This window comes from Pelorhabdus rhamnosifermentans (assembly GCF_018835585.1).
GTDB classification, from domain to species: Bacteria; Bacillota; Negativicutes; order UMGS1260; family UMGS1260; genus Pelorhabdus; species Pelorhabdus rhamnosifermentans.
This window is the reverse complement of the sequence record NZ_JAHGVE010000016.1, coordinates 66,603-84,647: the sequence shown is the minus strand read 5'-3', so window position 1 is coordinate 84,647 and position 18,045 is coordinate 66,603. Positions and strand designations below refer to the sequence as shown.

The window sequence follows — 18,045 nt, the reverse complement described above, 5'->3', positions numbered from 1 at the left end:
TTATTATGGGTTATCTTAATAATGTCGTTGGATACAGAAAAGAGCTTTTAACAAATCGATCGGTGGTCAAGAAAGGCAGCTATGCCCTTCTTACCCCTGATGGTTTGGTAAAGAATGTTATTCCGGGATTTGAAAATTGCGATATTACAATTTTCTCTTCACCTAAACTAGGGGCTAGTTTTGTTGATTATCTTGTTACCATCTATGCCGAAGGAAAGAATGAACTTGGCTTTGGTGCAGATGGCGTAGAAACGCTGTTTTATTTATTGGAGGGCAGTCTGGTTGTCAAAGCCGGGGAGCAGACATATTCCTTGGACAAGGGAGGATATGTATATTGTCCTCCTGGGACGAAGCTTTATTTTTACAATGAAAGCGGTCAAGAGGCTAAAGCCTTTCTATATAAACGGGTTTACACATGGCTGGAAGGCTATAAACCATATGTTGTTGCCGGCAATACAGAGGCCCTGGAGTGGACAAATTACGAAGGCATGGAAGATGTTTTGATCAAAGACTTTTTGCCTAAAGATATTGCCTTTGACTGTAATTTCCACATCCTTAGTTTCAAGCCGGGCGCTTCGCATGGTTATGTGGAGACGCATATTCAAGAGCATGGCGCCTACTGTCTGAGCGGACAGGGCATGTATAACCTGGATAACGATTGGGTGCCTGTTCAAAAGGACGATTACATTTTTATGGGCGCATATTGCCTGCAGGCGTGCTATGCTGTAGGGCGTGATGAAGACTTTGCTTATGTCTATTCCAAAGATTGTAATCGTGATGTGATATTGTGAATTTAATAAGCTTTGATTTTAACGTGTAGACAGAACGGTCAGTTATTTATAACAATATAATAGAGGAGAAATGAAATGGACAAACAGTTAGTGATCGCTTTAGGAGGTAACGCGCTTGGCAATACTCCTGACGAACAGAAACAAGCTGTTCTAGCTGCTGCCAGTCATATTGCAAGCCTCGTTAAAAATGGCTATAAAATCGTTATTGTCCATGGTAACGGACCGCAAGTCGGAATGATTAACTTGGCCTTTGAACTTGCCTATAAGCAAAATTCCAAAGTCTCCGCTATGCCTTTCGCCGAATGCTGTGCCATGAGCCAGGGATATATTGGCTTTCACCTGCAAAATGCTCTGCAAAATGCCTTTTTTACACAAGGAATAACGACACATGTATCAACAGCCATCACTCAGGTCATTGTCAATCCGCATGACCCGGCTTTTCAGCGACCAACCAAGCCGGTTGGTCTGTTCTACACGGAAGCGTCGGCCCGCGAAATCAGAAAAGAAAGAGGCTATACCTTTGTTGAGGATTCAGGTAGAGGATTCAGGCGGGTTGTGCCGTCGCCTGAACCAGTTGATATTAAGGAGAAAGGGACAATCCGCTGTCTTATGGAGAATGGGGATGTTGTGATTGCCTGCGGCGGTGGCGGGATTCCCGTATATCGTGAAAATGGCATGTTGTACAGTGTAGATGCTGTGATTGACAAGGACAAGGCAGCAGCTAAACTGGCAGAGGTTATTCATGCAGATATTTTCATTATCCTTACTGCCGTGCCCAGTGTCGCAATAAATTTCGGCAAGAAAAACCAAAAGTGGCTGGGGCGTATTACGATTGATGAGGCGCAAAGATATATTGAAGAAGGTCACTTTGCTCCAGGGTCTATGCTGCCAAAAGTCGAGGCGGCTATTAGGTTTGTTAAATCTGGACCAGGCCGGGAAGCTATTATTACCTCTTTGGAAAATGCGTATAAGGCGGTTACCGAAGAAAGCGGAACAATCATTTGTTCATAATGAAATGGTGGATTAAAAATGGCGGTACAAAAGCTAGATAAGATAGAACAAAGCAGGAACAGCGATTCAGCTGAAGAAACTAGATGATAATATAAATATGTAAGCAACTGCTAAAGTGTGAAATCAATCACTTTAGCAGTTGTGTAACTAAGAGGAGATTAAATTAGATGTATAAAGAGTTGAATGTTTCAGAGTGTACACTGATGACGCCGGGTCCTGTTGAGGCTGAACCGCGAGTGCTCAGAGCCATGTGTAGTTCCATATTGGGACAGTTTGATCCAGAGTTTACCGAGCTTATGAATCAAACCATGGAAATGCTTAGAAAGGTATTTCAGACTGAAAATCAATGGACTTTTCCGATCGACGGTACTTCACGGGCTGGTATTGAAGCTATTCTTTGTAGCATCATTGAGCCCGGAGATCAGATTCTAATTCCAATTTATGGCCGTTTTGGTCATTTGCTTACGGAAATTGCTGAGCGGAATGGCGCTAATGTTGTCAATATCGAAACAGATTGGGGACAGGTTTTTGATCCGCAAGTGGTGATTCAAGAAATAAGGAGAGTTAAACCGAAAATTGTGGCCATGGTTCATGGGGAAGCTTCAACAGGGTGTATGCAACCATTAAAAGAAATTGGGGAAGCGTGCCGCAAATTGGATATTTTATTTGTAGTTGATACAGTCGCGACTATTGGCGGAACTGCCGTAAAGGTTGATGAATGGAAAATTGACGCCGCCATTGGTGGTACCCAAAAATGTTTATCTGTTCCGTCTGGAATGGCACCGATTACTTTTAATTCAAGAGTAGAAGCAGTATTATTACAGCGTAAGAAAATTGAAAGAGGTTTAGCTGATCCAAGTGATCTGCAAAATCAGCAAGCAAGGTTAATCCGTAGTAATTATTTTGATCTTAGTCAACTTATGGATTATTGGAGTCCAATTCGGTTGAATCACCATACTGAAGCGACTTCTATGTTGTATGCTCTGCGCGAAGGATTACGAATTGTATTAGAAGAAGGACTTGAAACAAGATTCGCTAGACATAAATTACATGAAAAAGCGTTGATTCAGGGTATTCAGGCTATGGGGCTGAATATATTTGGTGATCCAAATTGCAAACTTCCCGTAGTGACATCGGTCACGATACCGGATGGGGTCGATGGTGAATCGGTTCGCCATATGTTGATGCAAGATTTTCAAATTGGAATAGCTAGCTCCTTTGGAATTTTGAAAGGTAAAATCTGGAGAATTGGTTCGATGGGCTATAGCTGCAGAAAGAAAAATATTCTCTATCTGTTAGGAGCATTGGAGGCGGTACTTATTCGTCACAAAGCAAAGGTATGTCCTGGAGAAGCGGTCCAAGCTGCCCTAGATATCTATCAAAATGAAGAATAAGATTTTTTATCGATATATTCACTAACATTGCGTAAAAGATAACAGCACTGTGTCAAACGTCAACAAATGATATTCTTGAAGACAATCCGAAATCAGTTTTGACAACGGGGGTCCATTATACCTTGGCTTTTATGAAAAAAGGAATCAGGAGCTTTCTTATAATTGATTGGAAAAACTTATAGGGGGGCGTAACATTGAGTAAACTAAACAGGTGGCAACGTTTTTTCGCAATCGTGTTAATAGGTTTCTTGAGTTTACCAGCAATGCCAGTAACCAATGCTTCAAATCGGCCTACAACCATGGCACCAGATGGTATGGTTGTAACACCGCACTATCTGGCTTCGGAAGCAGCTTTACAGGTTCTTGAAAAAGGCGGTAACGCCGTAGAGGCTGCGATTGCAGCCTCATCAACAATAAGTGTTGTATACCCACATATGAATTCAATTGGCGGTGACAATTTCTGGCTTATTTATAATGCCAAGACTGGCGAACTTAAAGCCTTAAATGCCAGTGGACGGTCAGGTAGTTTAGCAACAATTGACTTCTATAAATCGCAAGGTTATCATAACATTCCTGCACGGGGATATCTCGCGGCGAATACTGTTCCTGGCGCCGTTTCGGGATGGTGGGATGCTTATGAGTATTCAAAATCGGCGATGGGTGGCAATCAGCAATGGTCAGGATTATTGAATAGTGCTATCAATTATACAGAAAACGGTTTTCCTGTAACGCCTAGTCAAGCATACTGGACAAAAGTAAATGTGGAATCACATGATAATGAATTTCGTAATTTACAACGATTTGAAGGCTTTCGTTCTGTTTTCCTGAAGGATGACGGCACTCCTTATAAAACAGGAGAATTATTTAAGCAGAAAGATCTATCTAATACCCTGAAAATTATCGCTCAAAAAGGTGCAGACGGTTTCTATAAAGGGGAAATTGCACAAAAGATCGTTGCTGACGTACAAGCCAACGGTGGGGTATTAACTCTGGAAGATTTCGCAAATCATAAAGCTAATTGGGTAACACCGCTCTCAGTAGACTATCGAGGTTATAAAGCATATAATTTACCACCGAATACGCAAGGAATGACTTCTCTTTCGATTTTAAATATCCTGAATAACGTGGATTTAAAATCAATGGGAGAGGGAACGGCTGATTATTATCACGTCATAGTTGAAGCTACTAAACAAGCTTTCGCTGATCGCGACAAGTGGCTCACTGATCCCGAATTCGTAAAAATACCTACTGCTAACTTATTATCGGTAGAACACGGTGCAGAATTAGCAAAGCGTATTAATATGCAGCAAGCCGCCTCCAATGTAAAACCCCTAGACTCACAAGGCGACACAGTTTGGATCGGCATAGTGGATAAAGAGGGCAATGCAGTATCCTTAATTCAAAGTATTTATCATGAATTCGGCTCAGGTATTGTAGTAAAGGGAACAGGGGTAACGTTACAAAATCGTGGTAGTTTCTTTTCTTTAGATCCCACTAACGTTAATCATCTAGAACCTCATAAACGTACCTTCCATACTTTAAATCCTGCTATGTTGTTTAAAGATAATAAACCATACTTAGTTTACGGCACGATGGGCGGAGAAGGGCAACCCCAAACGCAAGCCGCTATTGTAACCCGCATTGTTGATTTTAATTTCAGTGTTCAGGATGCGATTGAGGCTCCTCGCTGGCTTCTTGGTCGCACTTGGGGCGCATCATCCAATGATCTTAAAATAGAAGGCCGCGTTCCAGCTGAAGTTATTAGTCAATTGAAAGACCGTGGCCAGCTCGTTAAAGTTGTCGAAGACTATACGGATGTGATGGGACACGCGGGAGCAATTTTGGTTGACCCAAATTCCGGTGTGAAATACGGGGGCGCTGATCCTCGTGGCGATGGCGCTGCTGTTGGTTTCTAAAAACAATTGTAATAAAATTAGGCGCGGAATTTTCCGGGCTTTTTTTATTATCCTTTTGTTAAATTTAAAACATCAAGAAGATTTTTCTATAGATGGAGATCCCGGCAGTCCAGGAATCATATATTTACAAGCCTATCAATGATAAAGCGTCCGGCTATTCTTTCAAATATTGACACTGTTTATTTTGTACCGGTCTTTTCTTTTGACAGATATTCTTGTCTATGCTATACTTTGCACATCGAAGGGGAGTAGTTTGATAGACAATGTCAACAAACTGGTATATCCTGGCATTGTCCGCTTTTATGCGTAACGAGACCTTTGGTGTATAACACTACACCAAAGGTCTTTTTTTAATGGAGGGAAATATGATGATGTTACTTATTCTTACACTTGTACTTGCGGCTGTGCTGATTTACCTAAGCTGTGAATACTTTGTCAATGGGATTGAATGGGTGGGCCGAAAATTTCATATTGCGGGGAATACAGTTGGAACGGTTCTTGCTGCCATTGGTACAGCTTTGCCTGAAAGTATTATTACGCTTATTGCCGTCGCTTTTGGCGTAACGGAAAGCCAGAAGGATATTGGTGTCGGTTCGGCTCTTGGCGGTCCCCTCATTTTGAGTACCATTGGTTATGCCGTAGTAGGCTGGTGTATTTTTGCTTCTTCTAAAGGTCATGTCCGTCGACGGTTAGCTATTGATTATGGCAAATTGAGTAAAGATCAGTTATGGTTTTTGGGTATCTTTATTTTTAATGCAGTCTTAGGTTTTACCACATTTGCTGGTAAATATTTGGCGGCTATTTTACTTTTCGCTGTTTATGCGCTTTATTGCCACAAAGAGATGTGTGTGGAATGTGAACTGGAACGCCCAAGTTCTGAACCGTTAAAAATTCGTTCAAAGCAGGCAGAACCTGAAACAAAATGGGTCCTTGTTCAAACAATCGGATCACTACTCTTTATTTGTTTAGGTTCCCAAATTTTTGTGAATCGATTGGAAGTATTCAGTGAATTACTTGGTGTTCCCTCACATATTATTGCGCTGTTTTTGAGCCCTATTGCAACAGAGTTACCCGAAATACTCAATGCCATCATCTGGGTTAGACAGGGGAAAATATCGCTGGCTTTAGCGAATGTGAGCGGATCTATGATGATTCAGGCCACCATTCCCAGTGCTTTTGGGCTACTGTTTACGCCATGGCGTTTTGATAGCTATCTAGCTATGGCTGTTATTGCAACGATTGCTTCGATTGCTTTTTTGCAAGTTACCCTGAAAAATAATCATTTTTCAGCAGGGCGGTTATCTTTTGCCGCTGTCTTTTATATGATGTTCGCTGCAGGAGTTTATTTTTTCAGTCAAGGATTTTTTCGTGAATTTGTTATTTCATCGATAAAATAGCCTGAAAATGCTTTGAAAGCAGAAAGGATATCGTTGAGTGTACCTATAATTATGTAAGGTAGTTGATTATTATGAACATGAGGTGGAAGCATGAAAGTATTTGTTTGGCTTCATAACCGTAAATTTCATAGTTATAGTATGATAGAAGAGCCTGTTATCCATCAAGATTTATATACCGATGCGATTGCTGTCATTATGGCAGAGTCACTTGAACAAGCCTTGCAGCTTCTTGACAGGCAACAATTGGGCTGGCGCATTGAAGATCTAAAAAAGTTAACACCCCTTGTTTTTGATTGCGCTGGAAGTCCACAGGTCATCTACCAAGCTGTTCGTGGTAATTAGTTTTCTTTAGGAGGAAAAACGATGCTTTTTGATACTCATTTACATACGTGCTTTTCAACGGATTCTGAAATGACTCTTGACGAACTGAAAAAAGAAATGAGTCAGCAAAATTATGGTGCCATTATAACGGAACATATGGATTTGCATTATCCTGTTTCAGGTAAATTTACTTTTTCTATTGACGATTATTTTTCTCTTTACGGACCTTATCGTAACAAGGCTTTGTTACTCGGTATTGAAATTGGCTTAAGGCAAGATTCACTTGCTGAATATAACCAGGTAGTCCGTGAAAGTCCATTTGATTTTGTGTTGGGTTCCATTCATGTTGTGGACCAGCATGATCTGTTTTATCCGCCTTACTATGAGGGGCGGAGCAAACAGGAAGCTTATGAACGCTATTTTCGTACGATGATTGATTGTGTGAAAGCCTATGATTTTGTGGATAGTTTGGGTCATATCGATTATATTGCGCGTTATGCGCCTTATGCGGATCCTGAGATTTATTATCATGATTTCTCCGATGTTATCCAGGAATTGCTTACAGTTGTTGTACAGAAAGATATTGCTCTTGAGATCAATACGCGACGTTTTGATGATCGGCAGGTTATGGAACATTTGTTGCCCATTTATCAAAAATTTCATGATCTTGGTGGAAAATATGTTACGCTTGGTTCAGATGCCCATCGACCCACGGCTGTTGCTAATCACCTTCAAGATGCTTGGCAGCTTGCACAGCGTTGTAGTTTGCAAGCCGTTTATTATCAGGGGCGGCAAAGAATGATGTTGACAGAATAATAGTGCCGGAAAGTTGTGGATACTCGTGGGTTATGAGAGCATGAAAAACCATATTGTCGTTTTTGGAATTGTAAGTTTGATTGGGTTCTTTTGTTGGTTACCGTTGACTTTTGCCAGTCCCTTTTTTCTTAACTATATCGTCACTCCAGCTATGAATACCGTGACAATTGCAAAACGTCCGCTTGTTACTTGGACGTTTTCTGCCCCTATAGCGCCAGCTGTTGTGCGCTTGTTTCTAGATGATCAGGAAGTAATGGCTTGGTGGGATCCTATTCACCAAACCTTGTCTTATAAGCCGCCAGCAGAACTTGACGGGGGCGCCCATTTTATGTGGTGTGATCTTTTTTTCGATGGTTACCAACCCATGCATTTTGAATCGCAGTTTGACATTGTTACGCCCACTGCAGATATAGCCCCAAGTTCTCCTAGTGATGAGCAAGTCCAGTTGAGAAAGGCCGCTTTGCAGGCTTTAAATCAGCTTCGACAACAGGTAAAGTTACAGCCGCTCGTTTTACAGGAAGAGTTAAATAATGCAGCTCAAAGCCATAGTAATTATATTAGCCGTTATTTTCCCCAGACGGTTACTTTAAGTATTCACCAAGAACAGTGGGATAAGCCGGGATATACAGGTAAAAGTGCCGTGGAGCGCGGGGCATATTTTGGCTATTTTGGCCGAATTGGTGAGGTCATTGATCCAGGTGGGGCTTTTACGCCGGAACGAGGTGTGATTGGCCTCTGCGATAGTCCTTATCATCGGATCGTTTTATTAAATCCTAATTATCATGATGTAGGAATTGGGTTTAGCAGTCATGGCGATGGTGCTGACAATGTCCTTGTAATTAATGCTGCTACAAGAGAATTCGATGGTAATAATCCCATCATCACCTATCCTTATGAAGATCAGGGGGATGCTAAATTGGGTTGGTATGTGAGTGAAGTACCGAATCCTCTGCGCTTTTTTGGGATTGACAGCCAATTTGTGGGTTATCCCATTACAATTGGTGTTTATTCATCTAAAATTAAAGAGTTTCAATTAATTACGGCTTCTTTACAAGATGAACAAGGCAAAGATGTCCCAAGTTATATTGTTGATTCGAGCTTGGATACAGTCAAGTCACAAGTCTTCATCATTCCTAAAGAGGCGTTAAATTTCGCTGCCACTTATCATGTAGCAGTCAAAGCGCGGTTGCTTTATAATGATGATAGTGATGAACTTTGGGAAAAATCCTGGCAGTATCGAACGGTTTCTAATTTAGCCATTGAATCTATGGCAATAGAACTGTCTGCCTTAGATACAGGTGGAACAGCTGAACTTGTGAGAGTCTCGCTTAATTGTGGCGATTTAGCAGATATGACTTATGAACTTGTTCCTGAGGGACAGACTCAATGGATTGAGCGTTGGGAGAATAGGACTAAACAATTTAGTTTTTATAGCAAGATTTTACCTGAAGCTGACTATGATTTGATTCTGCGTGCAAATGGATTAGAAAGCCATATTCCTGTTGAAATTTATACAAGGGATGGTAAAAAGCAAATAAAAATTCAGGAGTGAATTACGTGAGGTAATCATGGGAACAAATCGTTATAAAGCAACAATTACTTTAATTGTGTCCGCTTGTTTGTTTTTATTGAGCCTTCCTTTTGCAAAAGGTTTGGTGGGCGGACTGATTTTTAGTGCTGCTTCGGCCGCTTTAGTGGGTGGTATAGCTGACTGGTTTGCTGTGAATGCGCTTTTTCGTCGCCCCCTTGGCATTTCTTTTCGTACGGCTATTATTCCGCGCAATCGTGAACGAATTTTTAATGATATTGTGGATATGGTGGAGAATCGTTTACTGACCAAGGAACATGTGAAAGAACAAATTGCGCGACATAATATGTCTGTCATTGCCATTGACTATTTAGAAAAATCTGGAGGACGCCAAAAAATTCATCTCATCATGCGTAATGTCGTTGAAGACTTGCTTGGAAAAGTAAATCCCAATGACTTTGGCCGGGTTGTAGAAACAGGTGCTAAGCGTTATATTCAGTCAGCTAATCTGGCCCCTATTGTAGCACAGACTTTGCGCTGGCTTTTAGAGCAAGGTTATGACAGGAGGATTAGTTTATTTTTACTTGATGAATTGATTCGATTTTGTCAGCTGCCCTATTTTTCCAATTGGCTGCAGGATTTGATTGAACAGTCGAAAATAGCTTATACAGCAGGGAAGAGTCAACGTAAATTGGCTCTTTGGCTACTTGATTCAGGCGGCTTGTCTACATTGACGATGCGTGATACAGCACTTGCTGCGCTTCTTCATTATTTAGAATTACTTAAACAGCCAGACAGTTATTTACTTAAAAATCAGCGATTATGGCTGGAGAAGCTGATAAATCAGCTGGAAGAAACCCCTGAATTATTAGAAAAGATAGCCTATATCAAGCAAATGTTATTAAAGCAGCTACCTGTTCGCAGTTTAGTTAGCGAATTTATTTGTCGTGAGCGGGACAGGGCTGAGCATGAAGAGGGCTTCTTAGTGAGCCTTTTGCATCAGTTGGAAATGCAACTGGATGTTATGTTAAAGGCATTTAAAAATAGCGAGGGTCAACAAGATAGTCTTGATCATTTAATGAAAAGAATCTTATTTTCTGTCATTGACCGTCATCACCAACAGCTGGGAAGTCTTATTCGAGAAAATCTTAATACCTATACAAATGACTATTTTATTGAGTTTATCGAAAATAAAGTTGGCGATGATTTGCAAATGATCCGGATTAATGGGTCTGTTGTAGGTGGAACAGTGGGACTTATTTTACATGCAGTAAACTTGGTCATCAAGTAGGGGGGGGGGATATGATGAATCAAGCCAATATTGCGCTGGCTATTTCGGGTGTTCTCTATGTGTTTTCATGCCTTCTCAGCGTGTATTATCCAGGAATGTTTGCTGTTGAGCTATTTTCTGCTGTCAGTGAGGCGGCGCTTGTGGGCGGAATTGCCGATTGGTTTGCTGTTACGGCGCTATTTCGCAAACCTTTCGGGTTTCCTTATCATACGGCACTGATTGCAAGCAATCGGCAGAAACTTATCGCAGCTACAGCACGTATGGTACAAAATGAGCTACTCAGTACATCGTCGATTCAACAAAAAATTGGCCAAGTTTGCTTGGTTGATTTATTTATTCATTGGATAGAAAAGCAGGGCGGCAAGGTCCTGATTGCGAATACGCTTGCTCGTTATACTATCCATGCAACGCAGCAGATAGATCTTCATGAATTAGCAAAGTCGGCTCAAAATATGATGAGAACCGCTCTGCATTCTTGGAAATTTGTGCCTGGCCTTCGGACACTGGGGCTTACTATACTTGAGCGTAATCAAGAAGAAAGAGTTATTCAGTTTCTATTAGGCAAAATGAAAATGAAAGTAGCCCAGATAGATACATACAAAGTGATTTATTCTTATCTCCAAAGTTATGCTGAAGAGAAAACGGCGGCGCAGCGCAGTACGACTTTTGGCTTTCTTGCTGAACTATTTTATGAAGGTGCCAAAGTTTTTGATGCGATTAATTTAGAGGATGCGGCCAAGGCTTTGCAACAGGAAATATATGCGACTATTCAAGATCTAGAAGAAAAAGATCATCCTTTAAGATTATGGCTCAAACAAAATTTGCAAGATGCCATCGAAAAACTTGGACAGGATTCTGTGCAGACCGCTGAAGTAGAAAATTGGAAAGATGCATTAATTGATAGGATTGATTTTATCCAAGTACTTGAACCTTTTTTTTTGTATTTGTTGCAGCCCAATTTAAATGAAGGTGAAGGAACGCTGGCTTTTATACAGAATCATTCGATGCTTGAACAGGTTAAGTATTTTACTAAGAAATCTCCAATTATGGGCTGGGTATTTATGCAAAGCGAACGGTATTGGGGTCTTTTTTTACAGGATAAAGGCAAACAGGCTTGGTTAGAACGGTATTTTCAGGACGCAGTTTGCCATGGTGTCGAAAGCCAGCATGAATTTATTGGCTCCATCGTGAAGAGTGTTTTAGAACAGCTATCAAATGAAGCTTTAAATAGACTTATTGGAGATAAAGTAGGGGAAGACTTGCAATGGGTGCGTATTAATGGTTCTATTGTGGGCGGTCTTGTGGGTCTGTGCTTATTTCTGTTTTTGCATTTTATTTATGGGCCTTGGCTGTTACCTTGGATGAAGCCATTCATTGGGTAGTTCTAGCTGTGGCGACTAGGAGGAATTATGGCTAATTGGGATTTCTTAAAAAAAATACCATTCTTTCAAGAACTTTCTGACCGGGATTTAGCTGTTATTGGTGATTTGACGATTATGCGGAACTACAGCAAAGATACCGTTATTTTTATGGAGGCGCAGCAAGGCGAAGGTTTTTATTATGTGCAATCAGGTAAGGTGAAAATTTTACATACTTCTCTTGAAGGTCAGGAACATATTGTTCATATCGTAGGGCCGGGTGAGGTATTTGCTGAGGTCTTATTATTTCAACGCAGAGGGTATCCGGCTACAGCTGTGGCATTAGAAGATTCAAAGATCGGAATGATTAAAAATTATGATTTAGAGCAGGCTGTGCTCCGCTATCCACAGTTGGCTCTGCAGTTGATCAAAATCTTAAGCCAGAAACTTCTACAGGCTCAACAGAAAATTACAACCTTGGCCTTTTCTGATACATCTGCTCGGACGACAGAAAATTTGATTCAACTGGCTCGACAATATGGTAGGCAGACCGAACAGGGTGTGGAAATTGATCTTTCTATGACGAGACAGGAATTAGCGAATTTAGTGGGCACTTCACGTGAAACCGTGACTAGGGTCTTGAGTGCATTAAAGAAGTCTAAAATGATTGATTTAGTGGATCATAAAATTATTATTTTAGCGTGGGATAAACTTTTACATCGGTAGTTGTAACAAGAAAGTGTTCGAAAGACGCCTTGATTCCAGCGATAAATCAGGGCGCTTTTTATGCACGTTGTTTGTTATAATATGTAAAAAAATCAAAAATATGGTATATTATGGTTTATTGTAAGAAATAAGAGGAAAAAATATTCTATTTAATCGTATTTTTTTGTCGACTTAATGTCATAAAATCAGACATTTTTTAAATAAAAAGCATTCAATTGTAAGCCTGTTCTTACGTTCAATCGACAAGGTAAGTGTTTATTTGAAATCTTTATTACTATTTGTGTCGGATTTATAGGGTTTTTGCGGGGAGTAAAAAAGCAGGAAATACATTATTTTACAAGAATGTTATTCATCACCTCATAAAATAAACAGGGGGAGGATGGAAAATGATGATTGCCGAAGGGTTTGCTGCGAAAGAATTGACAGGCATAATCAAAGAGGAAGACGGAGACTATTTAGATGCGGCAAAGTCTGGTATTTTATTTTTAGATAAGTCATTTCGTATTGTAACGTTAAATAAGGAAGCGGAAAAAATTTGCTCTGTTAAGCGCAGTCGGGTTATTGGTACTCAGGCCGAGATATCCCTTAGGCATCTAGGGGAGAAATTTGTAAAAATTTTTAATGCTCACGAATATAATGATTTTTCGACAAATATTAAAGTAAAATCGATGGGGAACATGGTTTATGTTCAAGTCGATGTATTGAATTTGCATGACCTTTTTGGCAAAGCCATCGGAGTTATTGTTATTTTGCAAGATGTTTCAGCGATTCGAGCCGCGTTTAAACAAATTCAAACAACGAAAATGCTTATGTCCTTAGGTGAAGTAGCGGCAGGCGTGGCTCATCATATCCGAACGCCTTTAACTACGATTAACGGCTATTTGCAAGTGATGCTCAATCGGTTAGAGGATGAGCAGTATGTTGTAAGGCGAGAGGTACTGGAGACATTGCTTGAAGAGACAACTTATATTAATGATGTTGTCAAAGAATTGGTTTTATTTGCTAAACCCCCCATTAATAAAATGAATAACGTGAATATCAATAAAGTTATTGGACAATCGTTACTGTTGAATTTTCGTGATCTTGGAAGTGAAAAGGTTCAAATCAACAAGAGCTTGACTGAAGGACTGCCATTGCTTCACGCAGATGGCAATTTACTGAAACAAGCCTTTGTGAATATTATCCAAAATGCTCTGGAAGCCATGCCTGAGGAAGGCATACTGACAGTCAAGTCATGGTTGCATGCAGAGCTTAACATGATTGTTGTGGCTGTTACGGATACAGGTTCTGGTGTTGCGAAAGAAATATTTTCTAAAATATTTGAACCTTTTTATACATCTAAGCTGGATCATATGGGACTAGGCCTGCCTATCGCGCATCGCATTATTACCGAACATGGCGGATTTATTCATATTAGTGATGAAGATGAGGGCGGGACGAGGGTTCATGTCTACCTGCCTGTGATTGATGAGAAGCTTCGCTATTTTCCAGAAGTGCATCAACAAATTTTAAATTTGCAGTAAAAAAACGAATAACCAAGCAATCATAAGTTTTGGGACTTTCTCATATATAGGTTAATGTGTTAATCTTATCTATGAGAGGATGTCTGGTCATGAAACAGCTGATTGTCTTGGTCTTATTTTTTTGTTCTTTATTATTTCAATTTTGTGATGCTGCAGCTTTAGCATCACCGTCCATTGTTGTAAATTTACCCAGTCGTACTTTATCTTTATTTAAGGATGGCAGTCTTGTTAAGGTATATTCTGTTGCCATTGGCAGTCCGGCGACACCAACCCCTTTAGGTGCATTTAAAGTTTTTAATAAAGAAGTAAATCCGAGCTGGTATCCTCCTGGCAAGGATTATCATATCGACTCGGGTCCGGATAATCCATTAGGTTATCGCTGGATGGAATTTTCTCCTACTTACGGCATTCATGGAACAAATCGTCCGGATTCGATTGGCACTGTTGTTTCGAATGGTTGTATTCGCATGAATGAAAGGGATGTGGATGAACTCTTTGCGCAAGTGCCGCTTGGTACGCCTGTTACGATTATGTATGATCGCGTGCAGGTACGACTTGACGCCGTAGGACAAGCTAGTGTTGGCATATACCCCGATGTGTATGGTGTGGGTGGCGTGACAGTGGGCAATGTCAAAGCGGAGTTATCTCAGTACGGATTAGCTGATTTTGTGAGTGATGATAAAATCAGTCAACTCGTGGATGACGTCAGTGGTGTGCAGGTAATTGTAGCAACCGTCTGTGCCTTAAAAGTGAATGATCGGTTGCTTGATGATAAAGTTGTTATGGATGGTAGCAGGGTGTCCGTTCCCGTTGATTCGGTAGCTAGGGCGCTCAAAAAAACATTTTTGTTTGATGAAAATAATCACGTCGTGAGAATGCAAGCGAAAAGTGTGCCAGGCGTGCGCCGTGGGAGCCACATTTATGTTGTACCGGAAGATATTCAGACATTATTTGGTGGGTCTGCGGTATTGAATAGCGCCAAAAATGAATTTGTTATTCAAGCTCTCCGTGTCAAGGTGAATGATAAGCCTTATGATATGGATATTGAGCAAGTGGGGCCGATTTTAGCTTTGCCTGTTGAAAAGGTAGCGGAATCGTTAGGTGTGAAACTCTTGTATTCCAGCAATCGAGATCACGTCTTTGTGGGTGGACAAGAAGTGTTGGTAACGTGGATTCAAGGACAGCCTTATCTTCAAATTAATAAAATTAATGAGTTTTTCGGTGCCTGTGTATATTATAATGAGCAGGCACAAACAATTGAGCTAACCTATCCGGCTCCATAAAAAAAAGACAGGATTTTTTCTGTTGCTTGCCTAATATAGTGTTCATAGTCAATTAAGTAAGGAGTGGGCGAATGTCCGAAAAAATAATAATTATTGATGGCAGTAGCTTAATGTATCGTGCTTTTTTTGCTTTGCCGTTGCTTACGACAGCATCTGGGCAGTATACGAACGCTGTCTATGGTTTTACAAACATGCTGGTGAAATTAATGGCTGATGTGAAGCCTGATAAAGTCGTTGTGGCTTTTGATAAAGGGAAGCTTACCTTTCGTAATGACCTTTATGCTGAATATAAAGGGGGGAGACAGGCAACCCCTACGGAACTGTCTGTTCAATTTCCTCTTATTCAACAAGTTTTAGCATCACTTGGTATTGCTGTATTAGAACTCGCTGGTTATGAAGCAGATGATATTATTGGTACACTAGCCTGTCAGTCCCGTGAAGCAGGACAGGACGTTTTGATTGTCACAGGAGATCGCGATGCCTTGCAACTTGTAGGCGATTCTGTTCAGGTTCTTTTGACAAGAAAGGGCATTAGTCATATTGAACAGTTTGATGCGCAGGCTGTACAGGAAAAGTATGCTGTCAGTCCGGCGCAAATTATTGATTTAAAGGGACTTATGGGAGATGCATCCGATAATATTCCCGGCGTGTCTGGTGTGGGCGAAAAGACAGCTGTGAAGTTATTAGCCCAGTTTGGGACGGTAGAAAACTTATTGGATCATATTGATGATGTATCAGGTGCTAAATTAAAGGAAAAGCTTTACTTGCATGCGGATTTAGCGAGATTATCAAAAACATTGGCTACGATTGATTGCCATGTGCCTCTTGAGGGGCTGCCGGCCGATTTTACTGTCCGACCAGATGAGGCGAAAATGAAGCAATTGTTTAGTGAACTTGGCTTCAAGTCTCTTCTTGCGCGATTCGTAACCTCTTGTGACGAGTCGGCGGAAATAGTAACGTGCCCACAGTCTGAGTGGGACTGTAGCTTTCAAACGATTGATAGTTCGGATTTGGCTGCTCAGGTCAGTGCAGAACTTCGCCAAGCAGGGGAATTTGTCTTTTGTCCCTTGTGGCAGGGAAAAGTACCTGAGCTTGAGCTGACAGGGGTTACAGTTTTAGTTAAAGAAAAGCTATTCTTTTTTCCAATGGAGTATTTGCCTGTAATGGTTGAACTATGGGCGGATGAGACGATAGCAAAAATTACGCATGATGCCAAACCAATTTATCAGTATGGAAAATTGCAGCAATTTGCTATTCGAAATCTCTTGTTTGATGTCTCTCTTGCCGCCTATCTTGTCGATCCTGCTGCTAGTCAGTACAATTTGGCTGACTTAAGTGCTAAGTATTTAACTGAAAGCTTTCCGGCAGAAGAAGAGCTGCTGCTTGGTGCAGCGCGAGACACACAGGCTCTTTCACGACTTTATCCATTATTATTGGACAAACTTAAAGAAGCCAATCTTCTCACGTTATATCAAGAAATTGAATTGCCATTGCAAGAAGTGTTGGCTGCTCTTGAAGTGACAGGTATTACAGTAGATCAAACCGGTCTTATTGTCATGAACACAGCCATAACGGAAAAAATAACGGCCTTATTGACAACGATTTATCAGCTGGCTGGTGAAGAATTTAATGTCAATTCTACGAAACAACTCGGTCGAATACTATTTGATAAACTGAAGCTGCCTGTACTTAAAAAAACCAAAACAGGCTACTCGACAAATGCTGAAGTATTAGAACGCTTGGCTGTGGAGTTTCCCCATCCTCTACTTGCAGATCTGTTAGAATATCGCACATTGACGAAACTAAAATCAACTTATCTTGATGGCCTGAAACCGCTCATTCATCAGGAAACAGGCAGAATTCATACGACATTTAATCAAACGGTGACGACAACAGGCAGACTCAGCAGTTCGGATCCGAACTTGCAAAACATTCCGGTTCGTTCGGAAGAAGGACGCAAAATTCGCAGTCTTTTCATTCCCGGTGGAGAATGGCAGTATCTTATGTCAGCCGATTACTCGCAAATTGAACTGCGCGTACTGGCTCATATGTCAGGCGATATGAATCTCATTGAGGCTTTTAAGCATAATCAGGATATTCATTCCCGTACAGCAGCTAAGGTTTTTGGTGTGGATGTTACAGAAGTGACAAGTGAAATGCGTTCGCGGGCCAAAGCGGTCAATTTTGGTATTGTTTATGGTATTAGTGATTATGGCTTATCACGGGACATTCATGTGACAAGAAAAGAAGCGGCCCAGTATATTGAAAGCTATTTTGATATGTATCGTGGCGTAAAGGAATTGATGGATAGTATGGTAGCGAAAGCCCATGAAGAGGGATTTGTGACAACGATGTTCGGGCGCCGCCGTTATTTGCCTGATATTAATAGTCGCAATTTTAATTTACGTTCTTTTGCTGAACGCACGGCAATGAATACACCTATTCAGGGAACAGCCGCCGATATTATTAAAAAAGCCATGATTACTGTTTATGATAAAATCAATCAAGAAGGGCTCCAGAGTCGCATATTGCTCCAGGTTCACGATGAACTTGTTCTCGAGGTAACTGAAAAGGAGATACCTCGTGTTGCAGCGCTAGTCAAAGAAACAATGGAAAATATTGTTTTGTTACGTGTTCCTCTTGTCGCTGATGTAAAGGTCGGTCCCAATTGGGCTCTGGCTAAATGAGGA

The 18,045-nt window shown here is 40.9% G+C and carries 14 protein-coding genes; all 14 read left to right on the top strand.

From position 1 onward, the window contains the following. Positions 1-5: 5 nt before the first annotated feature. Complete coding sequence (allE, locus tag Ga0466249_RS17470; RefSeq protein ID WP_215830759.1) at positions 6-791, top strand: (S)-ureidoglycine aminohydrolase; 786 nt, start codon at positions 6-8, stop codon at positions 789-791. A 75-nt stretch (positions 792-866) separates the two neighbouring features. After that, entirely contained in the window at positions 867-1,802 is a 936-nt protein-coding gene (gene arcC, locus Ga0466249_RS17465) for a carbamate kinase (RefSeq protein WP_215830758.1), read from the top strand. A 167-nt stretch (positions 1,803-1,969) separates the two neighbouring features. After that, positions 1,970-3,196, top strand: a complete 1,227-nt coding sequence (locus tag Ga0466249_RS17460; RefSeq protein ID WP_215830757.1) for a (S)-ureidoglycine--glyoxylate transaminase — start codon at positions 1,970-1,972, stop codon at positions 3,194-3,196. Positions 3,197-3,390: 194 nt separating this feature from the next. Continuing rightward, entirely contained in the window at positions 3,391-5,112 is a 1,722-nt protein-coding gene (gene ggt / locus Ga0466249_RS17455) for a gamma-glutamyltransferase (RefSeq protein WP_246588830.1), read from the top strand. Positions 5,113-5,477: 365 nt separating this feature from the next. Beyond that, positions 5,478-6,509, top strand: coding sequence for a sodium:calcium antiporter (locus Ga0466249_RS17450; protein WP_246588829.1), 1,032 nt, complete (start codon positions 5,478-5,480; stop codon positions 6,507-6,509). Between the two features lie 90 nt (positions 6,510-6,599). Then, the gene (locus Ga0466249_RS17445; RefSeq protein WP_215830756.1) at positions 6,600-6,851 is read left to right on the top strand and encodes a hypothetical protein; all 252 of its coding nucleotides are present in this window, start codon (positions 6,600-6,602) and stop codon (positions 6,849-6,851) included. A 21-nt stretch (positions 6,852-6,872) separates the two neighbouring features. Continuing rightward, a complete protein-coding gene (locus tag Ga0466249_RS17440) occupies positions 6,873-7,646 on the top strand; it encodes a histidinol phosphate phosphatase (RefSeq protein WP_215830755.1) in 774 nt (257 codons plus the stop codon). Between the two features lie 40 nt (positions 7,647-7,686). Then, positions 7,687-9,198: a CAP domain-containing protein gene (locus tag Ga0466249_RS17435; RefSeq protein WP_215830754.1), complete on the top strand. Its 1,512-nt coding sequence runs from the start codon at positions 7,687-7,689 to the stop codon at positions 9,196-9,198. A gap of 16 nt (positions 9,199-9,214) precedes the next feature. Then, positions 9,215-10,465 carry a DUF445 domain-containing protein gene (locus tag Ga0466249_RS17430; RefSeq protein WP_215830753.1) on the top strand — a complete coding sequence of 417 codons (1,251 nt, stop codon included), beginning with the start codon at positions 9,215-9,217 and terminating at the stop codon, positions 10,463-10,465. An 11-nt stretch (positions 10,466-10,476) separates the two neighbouring features. Beyond that, complete coding sequence (locus tag Ga0466249_RS17425; protein ID WP_215830752.1) at positions 10,477-11,847, top strand: DUF445 domain-containing protein; 1,371 nt, start codon at positions 10,477-10,479, stop codon at positions 11,845-11,847. Positions 11,848-11,874: 27 nt separating this feature from the next. Continuing rightward, the gene (locus tag Ga0466249_RS17420) at positions 11,875-12,549 is read left to right on the top strand and encodes a Crp/Fnr family transcriptional regulator (RefSeq protein ID WP_215830751.1); all 675 of its coding nucleotides are present in this window, start codon (positions 11,875-11,877) and stop codon (positions 12,547-12,549) included. Positions 12,550-12,935: 386 nt separating this feature from the next. Beyond that, positions 12,936-14,072 carry a two-component system sensor histidine kinase NtrB gene (locus Ga0466249_RS17415; RefSeq protein ID WP_246588828.1) on the top strand — a complete coding sequence of 379 codons (1,137 nt, stop codon included), beginning with the start codon at positions 12,936-12,938 and terminating at the stop codon, positions 14,070-14,072. A gap of 89 nt (positions 14,073-14,161) precedes the next feature. Continuing rightward, the gene (locus Ga0466249_RS17410) at positions 14,162-15,355 is read left to right on the top strand and encodes a L,D-transpeptidase (RefSeq protein ID WP_215830750.1); all 1,194 of its coding nucleotides are present in this window, start codon (positions 14,162-14,164) and stop codon (positions 15,353-15,355) included. 71 nt (positions 15,356-15,426) lie between these two features. After that, positions 15,427-18,042, top strand: a complete 2,616-nt coding sequence (polA, locus tag Ga0466249_RS17405; protein WP_215830749.1) for a DNA polymerase I — start codon at positions 15,427-15,429, stop codon at positions 18,040-18,042. The last annotated feature ends 3 nt before the right edge of the window (positions 18,043-18,045 follow it).

Excerpts from the sequence above, each read along its gene's own strand:
- arcC (WP_215830758.1), top strand. The coding sequence starts at position 867 with ATGGACAAACAGTTAGTGATCGCTTTAGGAGGTAACGCGCTTGGCAAT.
- Ga0466249_RS17435 (WP_215830754.1), top strand. The coding sequence starts at position 7,687 with ATGAAAAACCATATTGTCGTTTTTGGAATTGTAAGTTTGATTGGGTTC.
- polA (WP_215830749.1), top strand. The coding sequence starts at position 15,427 with ATGTCCGAAAAAATAATAATTATTGATGGCAGTAGCTTAATGTATCGT.
- Ga0466249_RS17445 (WP_215830756.1), top strand. The coding sequence starts at position 6,600 with ATGAAAGTATTTGTTTGGCTTCATAACCGTAAATTTCATAGTTATAGT.
- Ga0466249_RS17430 (WP_215830753.1), top strand. The coding sequence starts at position 9,215 with ATGGGAACAAATCGTTATAAAGCAACAATTACTTTAATTGTGTCCGCT.
- Ga0466249_RS17420 (WP_215830751.1), top strand. The coding sequence starts at position 11,875 with ATGGCTAATTGGGATTTCTTAAAAAAAATACCATTCTTTCAAGAACTT.
- Ga0466249_RS17410 (WP_215830750.1), top strand. The coding sequence starts at position 14,162 with ATGAAACAGCTGATTGTCTTGGTCTTATTTTTTTGTTCTTTATTATTT.
- Ga0466249_RS17415 (WP_246588828.1), top strand. The coding sequence starts at position 12,936 with ATGATGATTGCCGAAGGGTTTGCTGCGAAAGAATTGACAGGCATAATC.
- allE (WP_215830759.1), top strand. The coding sequence starts at position 6 with ATGGGTTATCTTAATAATGTCGTTGGATACAGAAAAGAGCTTTTAACA.
- Ga0466249_RS17425 (WP_215830752.1), top strand. The coding sequence starts at position 10,477 with ATGATGAATCAAGCCAATATTGCGCTGGCTATTTCGGGTGTTCTCTAT.
- Ga0466249_RS17460 (WP_215830757.1), top strand. The coding sequence starts at position 1,970 with ATGTATAAAGAGTTGAATGTTTCAGAGTGTACACTGATGACGCCGGGT.
- Ga0466249_RS17450 (WP_246588829.1), top strand. The coding sequence starts at position 5,478 with ATGATGATGTTACTTATTCTTACACTTGTACTTGCGGCTGTGCTGATT.
- Ga0466249_RS17440 (WP_215830755.1), top strand. The coding sequence starts at position 6,873 with ATGCTTTTTGATACTCATTTACATACGTGCTTTTCAACGGATTCTGAA.